Raw genomic sequence first — 17,952 nt, forward strand, 5'->3', positions numbered from 1 at the left:
TGCATGGCGGAAAGAGTGTTTATAACAGGGGTAGGAATGATCACCGCTATTGGTGATAATGTAGCCGGAAATTTATATAACCTGCGGGCACAGCATAGTGGCCTGGGTTATAGCAGTTACATAGATACTATTTACAAAAGCGTGCTTCCGGTAGCGGAAGTAAAGCATCCCAGCGAGGCATTGTTTGCTTTGGCCGGTATTCCGGTGAAGGACGGGTTTACCCGCACTACTTTACTGGGGTTGGCTGCTATGCGGGAAGCATTACAGGATGCTGGCATCACGGATGTGCAGTCGGCTCCTACCGGTTTTATCAACGCCAGTACAGTGGGCGGGATGTGTGATACGGAGAAGTTATATTTCGATATTATTGATCGCGATAAAACAGGCACGTTTTTACAATATATAGATACCCTGGATTGCGCGGATTGCACGCAACGTATAGCCGACATCGTAGGATTCACGGAACATATTGCCACTATTAGTACCGCGTGTTCTTCCTCTGCCAACGCACTGATGTTTGGTGCACGTATGATTAAGCAAGGTATGCTGCCACGGGTAGTATGCGGAGGTACAGAAGCGCTTACCCGCTTTACGCTGAACGGGTTTAACTCCCTGAAAAATGTGGATAAGCAGTTTTGCCGTCCCTTTGATCAGCAACGTACCGGTCTTAATCTGGGCGAGGGTGCTGCCTACCTGGTGCTGGAAGGTGAATCTTTTGTAAAGGCCAACAACAGCCGTATTCTGGCGGAGCTGAGCGGTTACTGTAATACCAATGAAGCTTTCCATCCCACGTCTCCTTCACCTGAAGGTGATGGCGCCTACGAAGCAATGAAGTTGGCACTCGCTATGAGTGGCAGATCATTGGAGGAGGTAAGCTATGTCAACGTACACGGTACTGCCACGCTGAATAATGATGTTTCTGAAGGCAAGGCCCTGGAGCGCCTGTTTGGGGACAAAGTGCCCTTGTTCAGCTCTACAAAGCCATTTACAGGGCATACATTGGCAGCAGCTGGTGCAATAGAAGCTATTTATGCTATCTTGGCTATACAACATGGGTTAATATTCCCTAATCTCAATTTCTCCGAAAGAATGGAGGAACTGCATATCAGCCCGGTAACGGAACTGATAGAGGGACACCCGGTAAATAATGTTATTTCAAACTCATTCGGCTTTGGGGGCAATAATGCTTCCCTGGTGATCAGCAAATATGAAGGGTAACTGTTACATACAAGGAATGGCGGCTATTTCCCCGCAGCTAACTTTCGAGGGGGATATTTTTTCGGCGCCACTGATACATACAGATAGTAACCTGCTTGCCTGTATTGAACCCGACTATAAACCATTTATTCCAGGCAACAGTCTGCGCCGCATGACACGTGTGCTCAAAATAGGGCTGACTGCTGCGCTCAGATGTATACAGGATAGTGGACTGGATACACCGGGTCCTATTGTTACCGGCACCGGTAAAGGCAGTTTACAGGATACCGAAAAGTTCATCAAGGAAATTGTGGAGTATAAAGAAACCGCCTTAAATCCTACTCCATTTATTCAATCTACCTACAACTCTGTAAATGGGCTTATCGCCCTACAGCAGAAGTGCACGGCCTATAACAATACATTTGTACACCGCGGTTTCTCATTTGAGAATGCATTACTAGACAGCATGATGCTGATACAGGAAGGGGCTTCTCATACATTGACCGGCGCTTTTGAAGAAATTACAGCGGAGCATTTTTATATTAAGAGTCGTATCGGTTTCTGGAAAGAAACACCCGTGAACAGCGCGGAGCTGTATCAACATTTATCTCCAGGTACTATTGCGGGAGAAGGGGCTACTTTTTTTGCCCTCACTGGTTCGCCATCGCCCCATACTTACGCGGCTATTTCCGGTTTTAAAATGTTGTATAAACCTGCGCCAGGCAAGCTGACTGCTACCCTGAAAGATTTTAGCGCAGGCGCCGATCTGATTATTACCGGCCGTAATGGCGACAGCCATCATGAGCATTTTTATGAAGAACTGGATAGCTGTTATCTGGGTGTTCCCCAAGTACCTTTTAAACATTTATGTGGTGAGTATGATACTGCAGGTGCTTTTGGTGTTTGGCTCGCAGCACAAATCATAAAAGCGCAGCAACTGCCACAACAGTGGTTTCCCCAGCTGCAGCCATTATCTGCGCCTGTTAATTCCATTTTATTTTATAATCATTTCTACGGAGAACAGCATGTAATGTTGCGGTTGGAAAGGGTTTAGTTTTCGCACCTTCTCAGTTCTGCTGCCAGGCACTGTTGCAATTCCTCAACAGTAGGCAGTTGTACAGCATAGGTAGAAATAAACATTTGCTGATCCATTCCTGCAGGAATAGCATATTTGGCTAGTGCTCCATCTTTGTCTCTTTCTGTCACCAACAGAATGCCAATAGGTGGATTATCGCCGGGTTCTGTCATTTCTGCTTTGAAGTAATTCAGATAAGTGGTCAATTGACCTGTATCTGCATAACTGAATTTACCTACTTTCAATTCTATCAGCACATGGCATTTCAGGATACGGTGATAAAATACCACATCTACGAAATAGTATTCCTGTCCTATCAGTATCCTTTTCTGTCGTCCTTCAAGACAAAAGCCATGGCCCATTTCGAGCAGGAATTCTTCCAGATGATTCAGTAATTTTTCTTCTACTTTGCTTTCTTTTTCTATTGCTTTTTGTGGGAGGTCGAGGAACTCAAAGGCGTACAGATTTTTAATCAGGTCTGCTGGTGTTATCGGAGTTTCTGCTGATTGTTGTACCAACCGGGAAAGCTTTTGCGGGTCGTTGGTAAAGCCCATGCGTTCGAAATAGCCGGTGTGAATTTGGCGTTTCAGTTCCCGCAGGCTCCAGTTACCTTTGATAGATTCTACTTCATAGAAAGTGCGTCGTAATATGTCATCTATGCGTAGAAGCAAGGAGATATGAGAGAAGGAAAGGTTATTGATTATTTTTTTTCCTGACACGCGATTGATTAACAATTGATCAGTTGGTAAGGCCCCGATCTTTTTCTTGGAAGGTTTTAGTTTATGAGTTATTGACTGATGAATTTTATCTGATTGACTATTAGTTGTTTGTAATTCGTCAGACAGTGTCTGACGAATTTGAATGTCATCTTTTTTTAATTCGTCAGAGACCTCTTTTCCGACTTGTGGATAATATAGATAAAACTGTCTGCACAATTTTAAATTAGTAGTAGCTAGTTTTAAATCAGGCAATCCTTTGGAAATATGCTCCAGTAATTGTGTCCCATATTTCGCTCTGTCTACACCATTCTGTTCGTATTCTACAATATAGCAACCGATCATCCAGTTTGCGGATAGTGAGTGAGCGGTTAATAGCTTTGGCAGCTACTTCCTGGAAATGTACATGTGTAGTTTCAATGCTGTTGAGCAGGTGATTGAACTTCATTGTTGATATGGTTTATGTGGTCAATATTTGTTGTAATTGCAGGATGTTAATAACTGTGATATTGATGTTGAATCAATTTTTCTGATTGCTCAGTGAGGAGAGAAAGTTGTTTATACCACGCAATTGAAGATAGCTAGCAAACGTGTAAACGGGCACGAATTTAAAGGTTACAAACGAACATGAATTGTTCATTTTGTTCATTGACAAAATGAGTTGTTCATTATCAATTTAATCAGGTCGTCAGTGACTACATAATTGAAAATAAAAAAGCGGAGATACAAGCTCCGCTTATATCTCCGCTTTCATCATCTTACAAAATTACTTTACTCTATATACCGGATAGCGCATGTATTCCGGTTCTGCATAAGGAGAATTTCTGTATATAAAATTCAGTTGAGCACTGGCACTATTTGCAAAAGAGGTATCACTTGCCCTCTTCTTATTTAATGAATCCTGTAATTCCGGATGTTGCTGCAGATAAGCGGCGCCGGTATCTTCAAAAACATAAGGAGAATAACCTTCTTTTTGTCCGAGGATGGCATCAAAAAAGTTCCAGGCAAAATACGAATCACTGGCAGTAGGTTCCAGTGTTTCTATCAGGAAGCGATTGGCCGTTTGATTCATCGGAATGTAAACATCCCCTTTGCGAAACCGGATAGAATCCATGCTGCTGCTTACTTTTATATTGGTGTGCAGGTAATGTTTTTCGTATGGTTTGGAATTGGTCTGGAAGTCAGTAATATGATATACTTCTACATACACCGTGGTATCATGTGCTAGCGGTTGCAGCTGTACATTATTGTTTTTCAGGAGATGGATAACGGCCCACCAGCCTTGTGGTATAATATACGCGCGTGGTTTCTCCACAAAATTTTCTTCCGTGGCGGTGTTATAAAATTTTATCTGTCTGGTGTAGGGCTTCGTCCGATCGTAGTATAGTCGTGGTAAACCAGAGATGGCGCTGGGCTTATGTCCGGACTCAAATCCACGGAAGGTAATCAGGCTGTATTTATTCATATCAAACTGCCATGACAGCGGAAATGATTTTTGTGTAATAGCGGTTTGCTTAGCCTGTTCGCGCAGTTGTTTAATGGTTTCGCTGTGTGTGGATGTAAACTGTATGAAGCATTCCATCAGGGCGTAGGTGGCTTTTACGCGCAGTGGATAGGGTTTCAGCATATGTGTTTCCGGCACAAATCCGAAGGTATGAAACAGGGTGGTATAGCCGGTAGAGTAGCGGGGTGCATCTGCAAATTCCACCCATCCGCTGTCCGGTGTTTCACCAAAATGATTTACATAAGGAACGAGGTCATAGCCTTTTGTTTTCATGAGGGCATATAATCCGGGTTCAAATGTTTTATTCATGAATTCACCCATGGCGCCACCGAGTTTATTATGCTGGGTGGTTAGTAGGGTCATGATATGCTGGTAGTCTGCCCCATTGCTCACGTGGTTATCTACAAAAACGTCCGGATCGGTGAGTTGATAGATTTGCTGGAAGGCGAGGGCATTTTTTGAATCTGTTTTGATGAAGTCGCGGTTAAGGTCCAGGTTCTGGGCATTTCCGCGGGAGCCAAAGGCATCGGGACCGTTCTGATCTACGCGGTACCAGGGGGAGCGGTTCAGCATGCCGCCGATGTTGTACACCGGAATAACGGCAAGAATGATGTTGTCCGGGAGTTTGATTTTGCCGAGGGCCAGGTCGCGGAGTAGCATCATGCTGGCGTCTATCCCATCAGGTTCTCCGGGGTGGATACCGTTGTTGATGAGGATAATGCGTTTATTCTTTTTATGGAGACTTTTAAAGTCGAAATCCTTTTGAGGCGAGTAGGTCACCAGGTGAAGCGGAAATCCGGCATCTGTGGAACCGATGGCCTGCATATGGATTTGTGGGAAGCGTTTGGCGAGTAGCTGGTAGTATTGAATGACTTCCGGGTAAGTAGCGGTTTCCTGACCGGCTGTCTTTTCGTAGCGGGTGGTAAGGCCCTGAGCGGAGGACAGCAGTGGTAGCAGACAGGCGAGGAGGATAGCTATTTTTTTCATTATACGAAAGTGAATAGAAAAACAAAAAGCCCTTCCTTTGGGAGGAAGAGCTGTAAATATTGTTACTGAAGCAATTAAGCCAACGCTAAAACGCGCTTAGCCAGCTTGCTTTTCAGATTTGCTGCTTTGTTCTTGTGAATAACGTTACGTTTAGCTAATTTATCCAGCATAGAAGCTACCTCTGCTAAATCTTTCTCCGCTGTTGCTTTCTCAGTCACCGCTTTCAGGTCACGGATGGCATTACGAGTAGTTTTACCGTAGTAACGGTTACGCTCATTACGCTTTCTGCTTTGACGTACGTCTTTTTTCGTTGCTTTATGGTTTGCCATTTTTCAAATTTCAAGTTTCGGACGGCAAAGGTAACTATTTCCCATTTAGAAAACAAACTAAATGTAGTTTTTCCGTCGAAGAGCAAATATAAGGGTCTTTCATCACAGATAAACAGTTGATTTTTTCTAATTTTTTCCATCCGGCGTATCAAAAAACGAGCGATATTTGCAATCCCATATATTAATATATTGGGACCAACAGAAAAGTATTTGAACTGAAGATCAGCAAAACTCGTTGTAAATGAAGGACTTCTCATTCGTCACCAACTCACATCCTGCTTACATAGAATCGTTATATCAGGATTTCCGCAAAGATCCCAACTCTGTAGACCCGGATTGGGTTAAATTTTTCGAAGGATTTGATTTTGCAGTATCCGGTGTAAACGGCAACAAGGCGGCAGCATCAGCGCCTGTAGCAGGGGGCAGCACTTCGTTGCCTGTGAGCGACGACCAGTTGGCAAAAGAACTGGGCGTATACCGCCTGATACAGGCGTATCGCAAAAAAGGCCACCTGATTGCTAAAACCAACCCCATCCGTGAAAGAAAAGACAGGAAGGCCAATCTCGATCTGGCCAGCTTTGGATTAGGGGACGCTGATCTCAAAACAGAATTCTTTGCAGGAACTACCATCGGTGTCGGCAAAGCTTCCCTCGAAAAGATTGTTGCCTATCTGACCCAGATTTATGCCAGCTCAGTAGGATTGCAATACACTTACATCAACGCCCGCGACAAGGCTAAATGGCTGGAAAAGGAATTTGAGGCAGTAATGACACAACCTTTGTCACTGGAACAGCGCCGCCGCATTTTGCAGAAGCTGAACCAGGGTGTTATTTTCGAAAAATTTCTCCACACAAAATATATCGGGCAAAAGCGTTTTGGTCTGGAAGGTGGTGAATCCACTATTCCGGCACTGGATGCTATCCTTAATGTAGCCGCAGAATATGGTGTACAGGAATCTGTGATTGGTATGGCTCACCGTGGCCGTTTAAACGTACTCGCAAATATCCTGGGTAAAACCTACGAGCAGATCTTCAATGAATTTGAAGGACTGGCCGTGCCGGATATGACCATGGGTAGTGGTGATGTGAAATATCACCTTGGTTTCCGTTCCCAGGTAACCACCCCCTCCGGCAAGCCGGTAAACCTGCAACTGATGCCTAACCCTTCCCACCTGGAAGTGGTAGACCCGATTGTAATCGGTTTTGCACGCAGTAAAGCAGATGTAATTTATGACAGCGATTACGACAAAATATTGCCTATCCTCATTCATGGTGATGCTGCCGTAGCCGGCCAGGGCATTGTGTATGAAGTAGAGCAGATGAGCAAACTGAAAGGTTACTACGTAGGTGGTACCATTCACTTTGTGATCAATAACCAGATCGGTTTTACTACTGACTTTGATGACGCACGTTCTTCAGACTACTGTACCAGCGTAGCTTCTATCGTACAGGCGCCGGTATTCCATGTGAATGGAGATGATGCAGAAGCGGTGGTGAAAGTGTCACAGCTGGCTGCCCGTTACCGTCAGGAATTCAATGAAGACGTGTTCATTGATATGGTTTGTTATCGCAAACATGGCCATAACGAAGGTGATGAACCTAAGTTCACCCAGCCAAGTTTGTATGCCTTGATTGAAAAACACGCTAATCCGCGTGAAGTATATACCCAGTTCCTGCTGAATAACGGCGAGTCTGATGCAGCGGCATTGGCGAAGGAAATGGAAAAAGGATTCTGGGATGAATTACAGGCCCGCCTGGATGAAGTAAAACAACATCCGCTGCCGTATGCCAACCAGAAACCGGAACAGTGGTGGCAGGCCCTGCGCAAATCTACGCCGCAGGACTTCGAATCTTCCCCGGTAACTGCTATCAAGGAAGAAGATTTCAAACGCCTGTTTGACGGGCTGATGAAATGGCCTGAGAATTTTGTCCCCCTGCGCAAAGTGAGCAAATTACTGCAGGATAAGATCAAGTTGTACCAGGAAGAAGGCAAGGTAGACTGGGCAACTGGTGAACTGTTAGCTTACGCCAGTCTCCTGATCGAAGGCAAAGATGTTAGAATGAGCGGAGAAGATGTAAAACGTGGTACTTTCTCTCATCGCCATGCGGTGTTGTTTGACGAAAATACCAACGAAACCTACAACCGTCTCAGTCATTTCCAGGACAAACAGGGGAAATTCAGAATTTATAATTCTTTACTGAGTGAATATGGTGTATTGGGTTTTGAATATGGTTATGCCATGGCCAACCCCAACAGCCTGGTATTGTGGGAAGCGCAGTATGGCGACTTTGTAAATGGTGCACAAACAGTGATTGATCAGTATATTACCAGCGCAGAACAGAAATGGACTACGCAGAATGGTCTGGTGATGTTATTGCCTCATGGTTATGAAGGTGGTGGACCAGATCACTCCAATGCCCGTCCGGAACGTTTCTTACAGCAGTGTGCGGAAGAGAATGTGGTGATTACCAATATTACCACTGCCGCTAACTTCTTCCATGCATTACGCCGTCAGCTGACCTGGCAGTTCCGCAAACCATTGATTAACTTCTCTCCAAAAGCGAATCTGCGCCATGTGGGTGCTTACTCTACTACGGAAGAATTTACCCAGGGTGGATTTAAAGAAGTGCTGGATGATCCATTCATTGATGATGCTTCGGTAGTAAAGAAGGTGTTATTGTGTTCAGGTAAAATGTATTTTGACCTGAGTGATAAGCAAGGAAAAGATGACCGCAAAGATGTAGCCATCGTTCGCCTGGAGCAATTGTATCCACTGCCCATCAAACAACTGGAAGCTGTTTCTCAGAAGTATAAAGGTGCTACCTTCTTCTGGGTACAGGAAGAACCACTGAATATGGGTGCCGCCGCGTTCCTGCAAATGAACCTGAAGCAGATCAATTATGGTGTTATCAGCCGCAATCCAAGTGCGTCTACTGCTACCGGTTATGCGAAAGTACATGCACGTGAGCAGCAGCAGATTATTGATACGGCTTTTAACATCTAAAAAAATAAAAGTATAAACAGAATAACCTGGTTTGATGTTAAGCTGAAAGCTAAAAGCTGAAAGCGCAAAGCTAACCTGGTATCACCATCAACTGATTAAATATGGTTATCGAAATCAAAGTCCCTACGGTAGGAGAATCTATTAGCGAGGTAACAATTGCAAAGTGGTTGAAGAAAGACGGAGATTATGTGCAACAGGACGAGGTATTATGTGAAATGGAATCAGAGAAGGCAACCTTCGAACTGAATGCAGAAAAAGCAGGTGTCCTGAAAATTGCTCCGGCAGCTCAGGAAGGCGCTACTTTGAAGATCGGTGATGTAGCCTGCAGCATTGATACAGATGCAGTCGCACCAACCGGTGATGCCGCTCCTGCAGCAGCAGCTCCCGCTGCCCCTGTTGCAGCAACCGCACCGGCAGCTGAAGCAGCACCGGCTGCACCTGCAGTGAACAAAGGGACGATTGAAATGAAAGTGCCTACAGTAGGAGAATCTATAAGTGAAGTAACGCTGGTAAAGTGGATCAGAAATAACGGTGATTATGTAGAGCGTGATGAAGTGATATGTGAACTGGAATCAGAGAAAGCTACCTTCGAATTGAATGCAGAAGAAGCGGGTGCGCTGATTACTGTAGCAAAAGAAGGTGATACTTTAAAAATAGGCGATGTTGCCTGTAAAATAGATACCAGTGTTGCAAGACCTGCGGGTAAAGCAGCACCGGCAGTCGCTCCGGCAGCTCAGGCATCAAAAGCTACTCCTCAGCCACAACAGGCGCCTGTTACCAGCATCCCGAACGATCTGAAAGCATCTCCGGTAGCAGCAGCAGTGATTGCAGACAAACATGTGGATGCCTCCAGCATCAAAGGCTCCGGTGCACATGGCAAAATCATGAAAGATGATGTACTGGCTGCCCTGCAAAATCCAGGTGTAGCTATTGGTCAGGAAATGTTTACCCGTCAGGAACGCCGCGAAAAGATGAGCAACCTGCGTAAAACCGTTTCCCGCCGCCTCGTGGAAGCCAAAAATACAACGGCTATGCTCACTACCTTCAACGAGGTAGACATGACCGAGATTATGGCGCTGCGTGCCAAATACAAGGAAGTCTTCAAGAAACAGCATGAAGTAAACCTGGGCTTTATGAGCTTCTTTACGAAAGCATGCTGCTTTGCATTACAGGAATTCCCGTCTGTAAATGCTTACATCGATGGAGAAGAACTGGTATACCACGACTACTGCGATATCTCTATTGCAGTATCTGCTCCTAAAGGCCTGGTGGTTCCGGTGATCCGCAATGCAGAAAGTCTGGATATGGCAGGTATTGAAAAAGCCGTGGTGGAACTGGCTACCAAAGCCCGTGACAACAAATTGACGATGCCTGAAATGACTGGTGGTACTTTCACCATCACCAATGGTGGCGTATTTGGTTCACTGATGAGCACACCTATCATCAACATCCCGCAATCTGCGATCCTGGGTATGCACAAAATACAGGATCGTCCGATGGCGGTAAATGGTCAGGTTGTGATTCGTCCGATGATGTACCTGGCGCTGAGTTACGATCACCGCATCATTGATGGTCGTGAGTCAGTAAGCTTCCTGGTAAGAGTGAAAGAAATGCTGGAAAATCCTGAACAACTGTTGTTCGGTAAAGATCCCTTGAAAGCATTACTGAAATTATAATAGTAATTTACAACAATATGATTGTGAAAGGTGGAGATGATTTATCATCTCCGCCTTTCTTTTTTCAGATCAGTAGTACGTATATATTTTCCATATTTTTTGTACACCCTGCCGCGTAGCATACACTTTGGTTACACGACCACAGTTGTCTTTAGTGAAGGTATAACTGGTAACAGCAGTTGGTGATTGATGTAGTAGCAAATTATGACTGGATGATGGCAGATGCAGACTGGAAGCAGCCGGATCATATTGCAAGGCATAATGTTGATTGATGCTATAAGCATAGAACCATCCGTTGTTATAGGCGGTGTATTCCGGGTTTAGCTCATTGCTGTAAGTGTAATAGTATTTACTTTCTTCCGGGGTATTCGAAGAACGTGCAGAGGTAATAATAGAGTCTGCGTCAGTGGGATGGAGGGTATTGGTGAAAAAGGCAATTTCCTTCAATTTCGAACTTCCGTTGGAAATAAGCAACCCCGCTGTTGCTCCGGTATACCATTGCACATTACGATTGAAAGTATAGGCATAGTTTGTTGCAACAAAAAGAGGAGAAGAGATCCCGGATATAAGACCATTGACAGAACGATATTGGATATCATAAGCACCCACCAGGCCGATCAGACGTACATTGGTAAGATGATTTTGTACATCGTAGGTCATGATATAGGTGAGGGTGCTGGTACCGTGGCCATTGTTTTCTATATCAATAATGCTGTCTACCCTGCCTGCCTGATCATACGTATAACGTCGTTCAAAGCTGAGGGTGTTACTGGTCGTATCATATACGTTGACTGTTTTGACCGGTGTTTTGCATACATACTGTGATGGAATCTTCTTACATGAATAGGAGCAAATAAAGGCATATGCCATTAATAGCATATAGGGATAGCGTAATGCTTTCATAACAGGAACAGTTTAGGAGGTTAAATGAATTAGTGAAAATAGCGATGTTAGCTGCTATGTGGTAGCGTCAATATTAGCCCTTATCTTCGCGTATGACCCGTTGGGAAAATTATTTAGCATCAGCAGAGAAAATTATAGGCGCCTACCAGGGCAGCCTGCCATTACATCATTTTCTGAAATCCTTTTTTAAGGAGCATCCCTATATGGGCGGGCGCGACCGGCGCTGGATTTCGCAACTGGTATATCATTATTTCCGTTTGGGACATTGGGGAAAATCACTTCCCGTAAGTGAGCGGATAATAACAGGTGCCTTGCTTTGTGAAACAGCGCCGAACGATTTTCTCGCAGCAGTGAGGCCGGCCTGGAATCATTCTACTACCTTGCCATTAACAGAGAAAGCCGCCTTGTTATCTGAGGCATTAACGCCCTCATCTATTTTCCCTTTACTGGAAGATTTATCAGCAGGTATTGATGCTAACGTTTACGCCTACACTATTCTTAAGCAGCCACGTTTGTTTATTCGTGTGCGTAATAACAGGCTGGAGAAAGTATTGCAGTTGCTGGATAAAGCGGCTGTGATATATGAAGTATTTGCCAATAACACTACTGTGGCTTTGCCTAACGGCACCAAGATAGAAGTGATTGTACCGGAGAAAAGCTGGTATGAAGTACAGGATGCATCGAGTCAGCAAACCGGCGAATTGTTTTTGCCCACAAAGCAGCAGCGTTGGTGGGACTGTTGTGCTGCCAGTGGTGGTAAATCTATTCTCCTGAAAGATCAGCAACCGGGTGTGCAGCTGCTGGTGTCGGATGTAAGACGGTCCATCCTCGAAAATCTGCAGCAACGTTTTGTGGCAGCAGGAATTAAGAACTATGAAGCGCGTGTGGCTGACCTGACAGCTGAAAATTTTCCTGCCAGCATGGGGAGCCAGCAATTTGACGGCATTATCCTGGATGCTCCCTGCAGTGGTTCCGGTACCTGGGGGCGTACCCCTGAAAGTATTTCCTTCTTCAAAAAAGAAGAAATAGCGAAGTATCAGCAGTTGCAGAAACGTATAGCCCATAACGTGATACCTTTCTTACGGAGGGGCGGCGCATTGATTTATATTACCTGTTCTGTATTTAGGCAGGAGAATGAAGAAGTGGTGAAGTACATAGAAGAAATCAGTGATTTGCGACAGGAGAAAGGAGGCGTGATTGCGGGGTATGATAAGGGAGCGGATACCATGTATGCGGTGAGGATGTCGTAATCAGTTTTGACAATAAAAATTTATCAACATAAAAAAGGGTGCGAAGACTTCCATCTTCTCACCCTTTGCTTTATCTATCTTATGAAATTGTTCTTATAACACTATCGGTACTGCGCGTTGAATAATGCCGCCACCAATTACGTCATCGCCTTCGTAAAAAACGGCTGACTGACCAGGAGCAATGCCCTTCACACTTTCATAAAAGCTCACTTTCACCTGGCCGTTTTCATTGTACAGGTTACTCAGTGCGCCTTTATCTTTATACCGGATTTTTGTAGTGGCTTCCATTCCTTCGGCAATCGTTTCATACTTACCCATGTTGATTCCACTGACAAACATTTCGCTTTTCTGTAGTTCGTCTTCATTACCAAGCACTACCGTATTTGTTTCAGGGATGATCTCCGTTACAAACACCGGGCGTCCAAGGGCAATTTCAAGCCCTTTACGCTGCCCAACTGTATAGAAGGGGTAACCCTTGTGGTGACCAACAATAGTGCCATCTGCGAGCACAAAATTGCCTCCGTTGACCCTTTCTTCCAGACCATCGACCTTTCTCTTCAAAAATCCGCGATAATCATTATCCGGCACAAAGCAGATTTCATAGCTTTCTGCCTTTTTAGCCAGTTCCGGATATCCAAAATCAAAGGCCATCTGACGGATAGCTGTTTTACGGTAGTTACCCAGAGGAAGCATGGTACGGGCCAGTACATCCTGTTGAATACCCCACAGCACATAGCTCTGGTCTTTGGTTTCGTCTACGCCTTTACTGATCACGTAACGGCCATTGTCGTGCTGACGGATTTGTCCGTAGTGACCGGTAGCGATAAACTCGCAGTCCATAGCATCCGCCCGTTTCATCAGTGCGCGCCATTTTATATGGGTATTGCACAATACACAAGGATTGGGTGTACGTCCTGCAATATATTCCTCGACAAAATTATTTATAACAAAATCACCGAATTCATCGCGGATATCCAGCACAAAGTGCGGGAATCCATGATGCACCGCCGCCGCGCGGGCATCGTTAAAAGAATCTAGGTTACAGCAGCCGGTTTCCTTTTTACTGGAACCAGCAGATGCATAATCCCAGGTTTTCATGGTGATACCCACCACTTCATATCCCTGCTCATGCAACATCAGCGCTGTAACAGTACTGTCTATACCACCGCTCATGGCTACCAGCACTTTACCATGCTTGCTCATTTGGAAAAGTTTAAGGATGCAAAATTACTTAAATTCCAGCCAACGGCCATCTATCCTTTATTGATCCTAACAATGAGCGGATTGATTCTGATTATATGATTGATAGCATTTTCTCCTCTTTTTAGCGTTTATTTCCCAAAACACTATAAATTGTTAATTGTGAATTATATATTTATTAGTTTTAGCAACCTTTTAGTATAAAATACACGTGATGCTACCCATATTAAACAAAGAGTTTATATTAAAAAAGCGTGATTCCGGCGTTCATGAAAAAACTTTCTCCTTTCCGGAAAAGATCCTTCAATTTGGTACCGGCGTGCTTTTGCGCGGATTGGTAGACTACCTGGTAGATAACGCCAACAGGCAGGGCATCTACGAAGGACGTATTGTTGTGGTAAAATCTACCGAAGGCGATACCTCCGAATTTTCCAGCCAGGACAGCTTGTATACCACCCATATCAAAGGTATTTCCCAGGGAGAACTGGTAGATAAGGTGATTATTAACGCGGCTATTAGTCGTGTTTTGCAATCGAATGCAAATTGGCAGGAGGTTTTACAAGCTGTGCATCAACCCGCTTTGCATACGATCATCTCCAACACCACGGAAGTAGGGATTCAGTATGTACCGGAAAAAGTAACTACTGGCGTTCCATCTTCCTACCCGGGTAAATTACTGGCGGTATTATGGGAACGATTTTCCTACTTTAAAGGCAGTGCCAATACGGGTTTTGTGATTGTACCAACAGAGCTGGTAGTGGATAATGGCCGTTTATTGAAAGACATTGTAGTGCAATTAGCTGTTTATAATGAAATGCCTGCCACATTTGTAGACTGGATTCATACGGATAATTATTTTTGTAATTCACTGGTAGACCGCATCGTGCCAGGAAAGCCCCGCAATCTGTCGGAAATAGCCATCAGGGCAGGTTATACAGATCAGTTATGGATAGAAGCAGAACCCTATCTTTTATGGGCAATCGAAGGAGGGGAACATATCCGCGAGGTATTATCTTTTTATAAGGGAGATGACAGAATGCTCATTGCGGACAGTATTACACCCTTCCGCGAACAGAAGCTCCGGTTACTTAATGGTAGTCATACAGCAGCTGTACCACTGGCTTTCCTGTCCGGTTTGAATACGGTATATGAGTGCATGCAGGACGAATATATGAGTCATTTTTTCCGGTCGGTCGTGCTGGAGGAAATACTGCCTACCATTGCAGATAGTTGTCCCACTGCTACCGCATTCGCCACAGATGTACTGGATCGTTTCGCCAATCCGTTTATTGCGCATAAACTCATCAGTATTACTTTCCAGGAAAGTTCCAAGATGAATGCCCGCAATGTGCGCACGCTGATTCGCTACCAGGAAAAGTATCATGCGCTGCCGTCGCACCTGTGCCTGGGATTTGCTGCTATGCTGCTGTTTCTGCGGCCAGCAAGAGAAGAGAACGGCAAGTACTTTGGTAACAGAGGCCAGGAAGAATATGTTATTACAGATGATAATGCGCCCATCTTTGCTGCATGGTGGCGCGATCATACAGATATTCCTGCGATGGTAGCTGGTATTTGCAGCGATCAACGTTTATGGGAAACCGATCTTAGTGCTATTCCAGGATTTTCAGCTGAAGTGGCAGCTATTTTAGCCTCGCTGAAAAATGAAGGAGTGAAAGCATTTATTCAATCGCAGCTTCAAAAAAAATAGTCATTCGTTATGAAGGAGTTTTTATCCGAAGATTTTTTATTGCAAACGGAAACGGCTAAACGATTATATTTTGATTACGCCGCTTCCATGCCGGTAATTGACTATCATAATCACCTGCCACCAGACGAAATTGCCAGTAACAAAACTTTTGAGAACCTGTACGCCATCTGGCTGAAAGGAGATCATTATAAATGGCGTGCCATGCGCGCCAATGGAGTAGCGGAAGAATTCATCACCGGAACGGCGGATGACTATACCAAATTCCGCCACTGGGCAGCTACCGCACCCTATACCATGCGTAATCCGCTATATCACTGGTCGCACATGGAACTGAAAAATCCATTTGGCATCACAGAATTGCTCAGTGAAAAAACGGCAGAAAAAATATACCATGATTGCAATGCACAGTTGCCGGAACTGTCTACCCAAACACTGCTGCAACATTATAAAGTAGATGTACTCTGTACCACGGATGATCCGGCTGATTCGCTGGAGCATCACCGGACGATTGCGAACAAACCATTTGGTACACGTGTACTGCCTACCTTCCGCCCGGACAGAGCGATGGCAGTAGACAACCCCGAAACGTTCAACAGTTTTGTGGATAAGTTGTCGGAGGTACTGCATAAAGATATCAACCGTTTTGATGATTTGCTGGCTGCACTGCAAAGTCGCCATACTTATTTCCATGAAGCAGGTTGCCGCCTGAGTGATCATGGGTTGAGCACTTTTTATTTTGCGCCTGCGAGTGACAAGGAGCTGGACACTATTTTTAATAGTGCCCGTCATCATACCGCTGTCACGCCGCATGAAAATGCCCAGTTTAAAACGGCTGTATTACTGGCTGTTTGCAGCTGGAACCAGGAGAGAGCCTGGACACAACAATTTCATGTGGGCGCTATCCGTAACAATAATTCCCGTTTGCTGCAACGCATAGGCGCCGATGCCGGTGTGGATTCTATTGGTGACTGGAACGTGGCAGAAGCCATGAGTGCTTTTTTTGACGCGCTGGATAAGAAAGATAAGCTGGCAAAGACGGTAGTATATAACCTGAACCCTTCCTATAATGAAGTATTTGCTACCATGGCAGGTAATTTCCAGGATGGTACTATACCCGGTAAAATACAATATGGGTCTGGCTGGTGGTTCCTGGATCAGAAAGATGGAATGGAAAAGCAGATGAATGTTTTGAGTAACATGGGATTACTCAGTCGTTTTGTGGGTATGTTAACAGATTCCAGAAGTTTTCTATCTTATTCCCGACATGAATATTTTCGCCGTATTTTGTGCAACCTGATCGGGAAAGATGTGGAGCAGGGTGAATTGCCAAATGATCTGATCTGGTTGGGAAAAATGGTACAGGACATTTGTTACTATAACGCAAAAGCATATTTTGGATTCTAATGAAGCCAGTAAAAGTTATCACATTCGGAGAGATATTATTGCGTCTGTCGCCAGAGCTGGCGCAAAACACCGCTGCTATTTATGTGGGTGGTGCAGAAGCTAACGTGGCAGCGGCGCTGGCCAACTGGGGCACAGAAGTAGCCTACATCAGCAGGGTGCCTGAAAATGGTTTGTCTAAAGACGTGCTGCAGCAGCTGAGCAACCGCGGTATTCATACCGACAGGGTATTATGGGGCGGTGAGCGCATTGGTATCTACTACCTGGCGCAGGGCAGTGATCTGAAGCATGCAGAAGTTGTATACGACCGGGCATGGTCGGCCTTTAGCCGGATTGTTCCAGGGACTGTGGATTGGGATGCCCTGCTTGGCGATGCTGAGTGGTTTCACTGGAGCGCTATTACGCCCGCGTTGAATCCCGATGCAGCAGCGATTTGCAAGGAAGTGCTGCAGGCAGCCACCCGTAAAGGAATGACGATATCTACAGATTTGAATTACCGCAGTAAGTTATGGCAGTATGGAAAGAAGCCGGTAGACATTATGCCGGAGCTGGTACAGTACTGTGATGTGGTCATGGGGAATATCTGGGCAGCCAACAACATGCTGGATACCACATTGGATACTGCTGCGCTGGAAGCTGATACCAAGGCGGTGTACGTGCAACAGGCAGAGCTGGTGGCCGCTGAAATAACGGAGAGGTTTACACGTTGCAAGCGGGTAGCATTTACCTTCCGTTTCAGTGATGCACCCACGCATAACCGCTATTACGCTTTTTATTACAATAACGGACAGATGAGCATTTCACGCGAATATGATACCCACGATGTGGTAGACAGAGTTGGTAGCGGGGATTGTTTTATGGCCGGATTGATACATGCACAGCTACAGGGACTGGATGATCAGCAGATCATTTCTTATGCTGCCGCTGCCGCTTATTCCAAATTTTTTGTGAAGGGAGATTTTAATACCACTTCCGCTGAAGACATTATAAAACTGATATAGT

Annotated in this window: 13 protein-coding genes; 8 read left to right on the forward strand and 5 right to left on the reverse strand. The window is 45.0% G+C overall.

Going from position 1 to position 17,952, the window contains the following annotated elements; all coding sequences use genetic code 11:
• Window positions 1–3 precede the first annotated feature (3 nt).
• Complete coding sequence (locus AB4Z08_RS10805) at window positions 4–1,218, forward strand: beta-ketoacyl-[acyl-carrier-protein] synthase family protein (RefSeq protein ID WP_441573738.1); 1,215 nt, start codon at window positions 4–6, stop codon at window positions 1,216–1,218.
• The gene (locus AB4Z08_RS10810) at window positions 1,208–2,251 is read left to right on the forward strand and encodes a beta-ketoacyl synthase chain length factor (RefSeq protein ID WP_441573739.1); all 1,044 of its coding nucleotides are present in this window, start codon (window positions 1,208–1,210) and stop codon (window positions 2,249–2,251) included. The genes AB4Z08_RS10805 and AB4Z08_RS10810 overlap by 11 nt, the downstream gene beginning before the upstream one ends.
• On the opposite strand, the gene AB4Z08_RS10815 is transcribed toward AB4Z08_RS10810, so the two are convergent.
• From AB4Z08_RS10815 to rpsT, 3 genes are all read right to left on the reverse strand, one after another.
• The gene (locus AB4Z08_RS10815) at window positions 2,248–3,333 is read right to left on the reverse strand and encodes a PDDEXK nuclease domain-containing protein (RefSeq protein ID WP_441573740.1); all 1,086 of its coding nucleotides are present in this window, start codon (window positions 3,331–3,333) and stop codon (window positions 2,248–2,250) included. The genes AB4Z08_RS10810 and AB4Z08_RS10815 overlap by 4 nt on opposite strands.
• Window positions 3,334–3,754: 421 nt before the next feature.
• The gene (locus tag AB4Z08_RS10820; protein WP_441573741.1) at window positions 3,755–5,479 is read right to left on the reverse strand and encodes a M14 family metallopeptidase; all 1,725 of its coding nucleotides are present in this window, start codon (window positions 5,477–5,479) and stop codon (window positions 3,755–3,757) included.
• Between the two features lie 74 nt (window positions 5,480–5,553).
• The gene (rpsT, locus tag AB4Z08_RS10825; RefSeq protein WP_331968888.1) at window positions 5,554–5,808 is read right to left on the reverse strand and encodes a 30S ribosomal protein S20; all 255 of its coding nucleotides are present in this window, start codon (window positions 5,806–5,808) and stop codon (window positions 5,554–5,556) included.
• A 241-nt stretch (window positions 5,809–6,049) separates the two neighbouring features.
• Here rpsT and AB4Z08_RS10830 point away from each other — a divergent pair, with 241 nt between their 5' ends.
• Window positions 6,050–8,812: a 2-oxoglutarate dehydrogenase E1 component gene (locus tag AB4Z08_RS10830; RefSeq protein WP_441573742.1), complete on the forward strand. Its 2,763-nt coding sequence runs from the start codon at window positions 6,050–6,052 to the stop codon at window positions 8,810–8,812.
• 101 nt (window positions 8,813–8,913) lie between these two features.
• Window positions 8,914–10,488, forward strand: a complete 1,575-nt coding sequence (gene odhB / locus AB4Z08_RS10835) for a 2-oxoglutarate dehydrogenase complex dihydrolipoyllysine-residue succinyltransferase (protein ID WP_441573743.1) — start codon at window positions 8,914–8,916, stop codon at window positions 10,486–10,488.
• 69 nt (window positions 10,489–10,557) lie between these two features.
• On the opposite strand, the gene AB4Z08_RS10840 is transcribed toward odhB, so the two are convergent.
• The gene (locus tag AB4Z08_RS10840) at window positions 10,558–11,391 is read right to left on the reverse strand and encodes a hypothetical protein (RefSeq protein WP_441573744.1); all 834 of its coding nucleotides are present in this window, start codon (window positions 11,389–11,391) and stop codon (window positions 10,558–10,560) included.
• Window positions 11,392–11,483: 92 nt separating this feature from the next.
• Between AB4Z08_RS10840 and AB4Z08_RS10845 the strand changes: the two genes are divergently transcribed.
• Entirely contained in the window at window positions 11,484–12,641 is a 1,158-nt protein-coding gene (locus tag AB4Z08_RS10845; RefSeq protein WP_441573745.1) for an Fmu (Sun) domain-containing protein, read from the forward strand.
• Window positions 12,642–12,734: 93 nt separating this feature from the next.
• Here the strand turns inward: AB4Z08_RS10845 and mnmA are convergent, their stop codons facing one another.
• Window positions 12,735–13,844, reverse strand: coding sequence for a tRNA 2-thiouridine(34) synthase MnmA (gene mnmA / locus AB4Z08_RS10850; protein WP_441573746.1), 1,110 nt, complete (start codon window positions 13,842–13,844; stop codon window positions 12,735–12,737).
• 211 nt (window positions 13,845–14,055) lie between these two features.
• On the opposite strand from mnmA, the gene AB4Z08_RS10855 reads away from it, so the two are divergent.
• From AB4Z08_RS10855 to AB4Z08_RS10865, 3 genes are read left to right on the forward strand one after another with little or no spacing between them, the layout of a single operon-like run.
• Window positions 14,056–15,549 carry a tagaturonate reductase gene (locus AB4Z08_RS10855; protein ID WP_441573747.1) on the forward strand — a complete coding sequence of 498 codons (1,494 nt, stop codon included), beginning with the start codon at window positions 14,056–14,058 and terminating at the stop codon, window positions 15,547–15,549.
• A 9-nt stretch (window positions 15,550–15,558) separates the two neighbouring features.
• Window positions 15,559–16,953 carry a glucuronate isomerase gene (uxaC, locus tag AB4Z08_RS10860; RefSeq protein WP_441573748.1) on the forward strand — a complete coding sequence of 465 codons (1,395 nt, stop codon included), beginning with the start codon at window positions 15,559–15,561 and terminating at the stop codon, window positions 16,951–16,953.
• Window positions 16,953–17,951 (forward strand): PfkB family carbohydrate kinase, encoded by a 999-nt coding sequence (locus AB4Z08_RS10865; protein ID WP_441573749.1) that lies wholly within the window; start codon window positions 16,953–16,955, stop codon window positions 17,949–17,951. Before uxaC ends, AB4Z08_RS10865 begins: the two co-directional genes overlap by 1 nt.
• The last annotated feature ends 1 nt before the right edge of the window (window position 17,952 follow it).

The organism is Chitinophaga sp. RAB17, assembly GCF_052114225.1.
In the GTDB taxonomy this organism is placed as follows: Bacteria; Bacteroidota; Bacteroidia; order Chitinophagales; family Chitinophagaceae; genus Chitinophaga.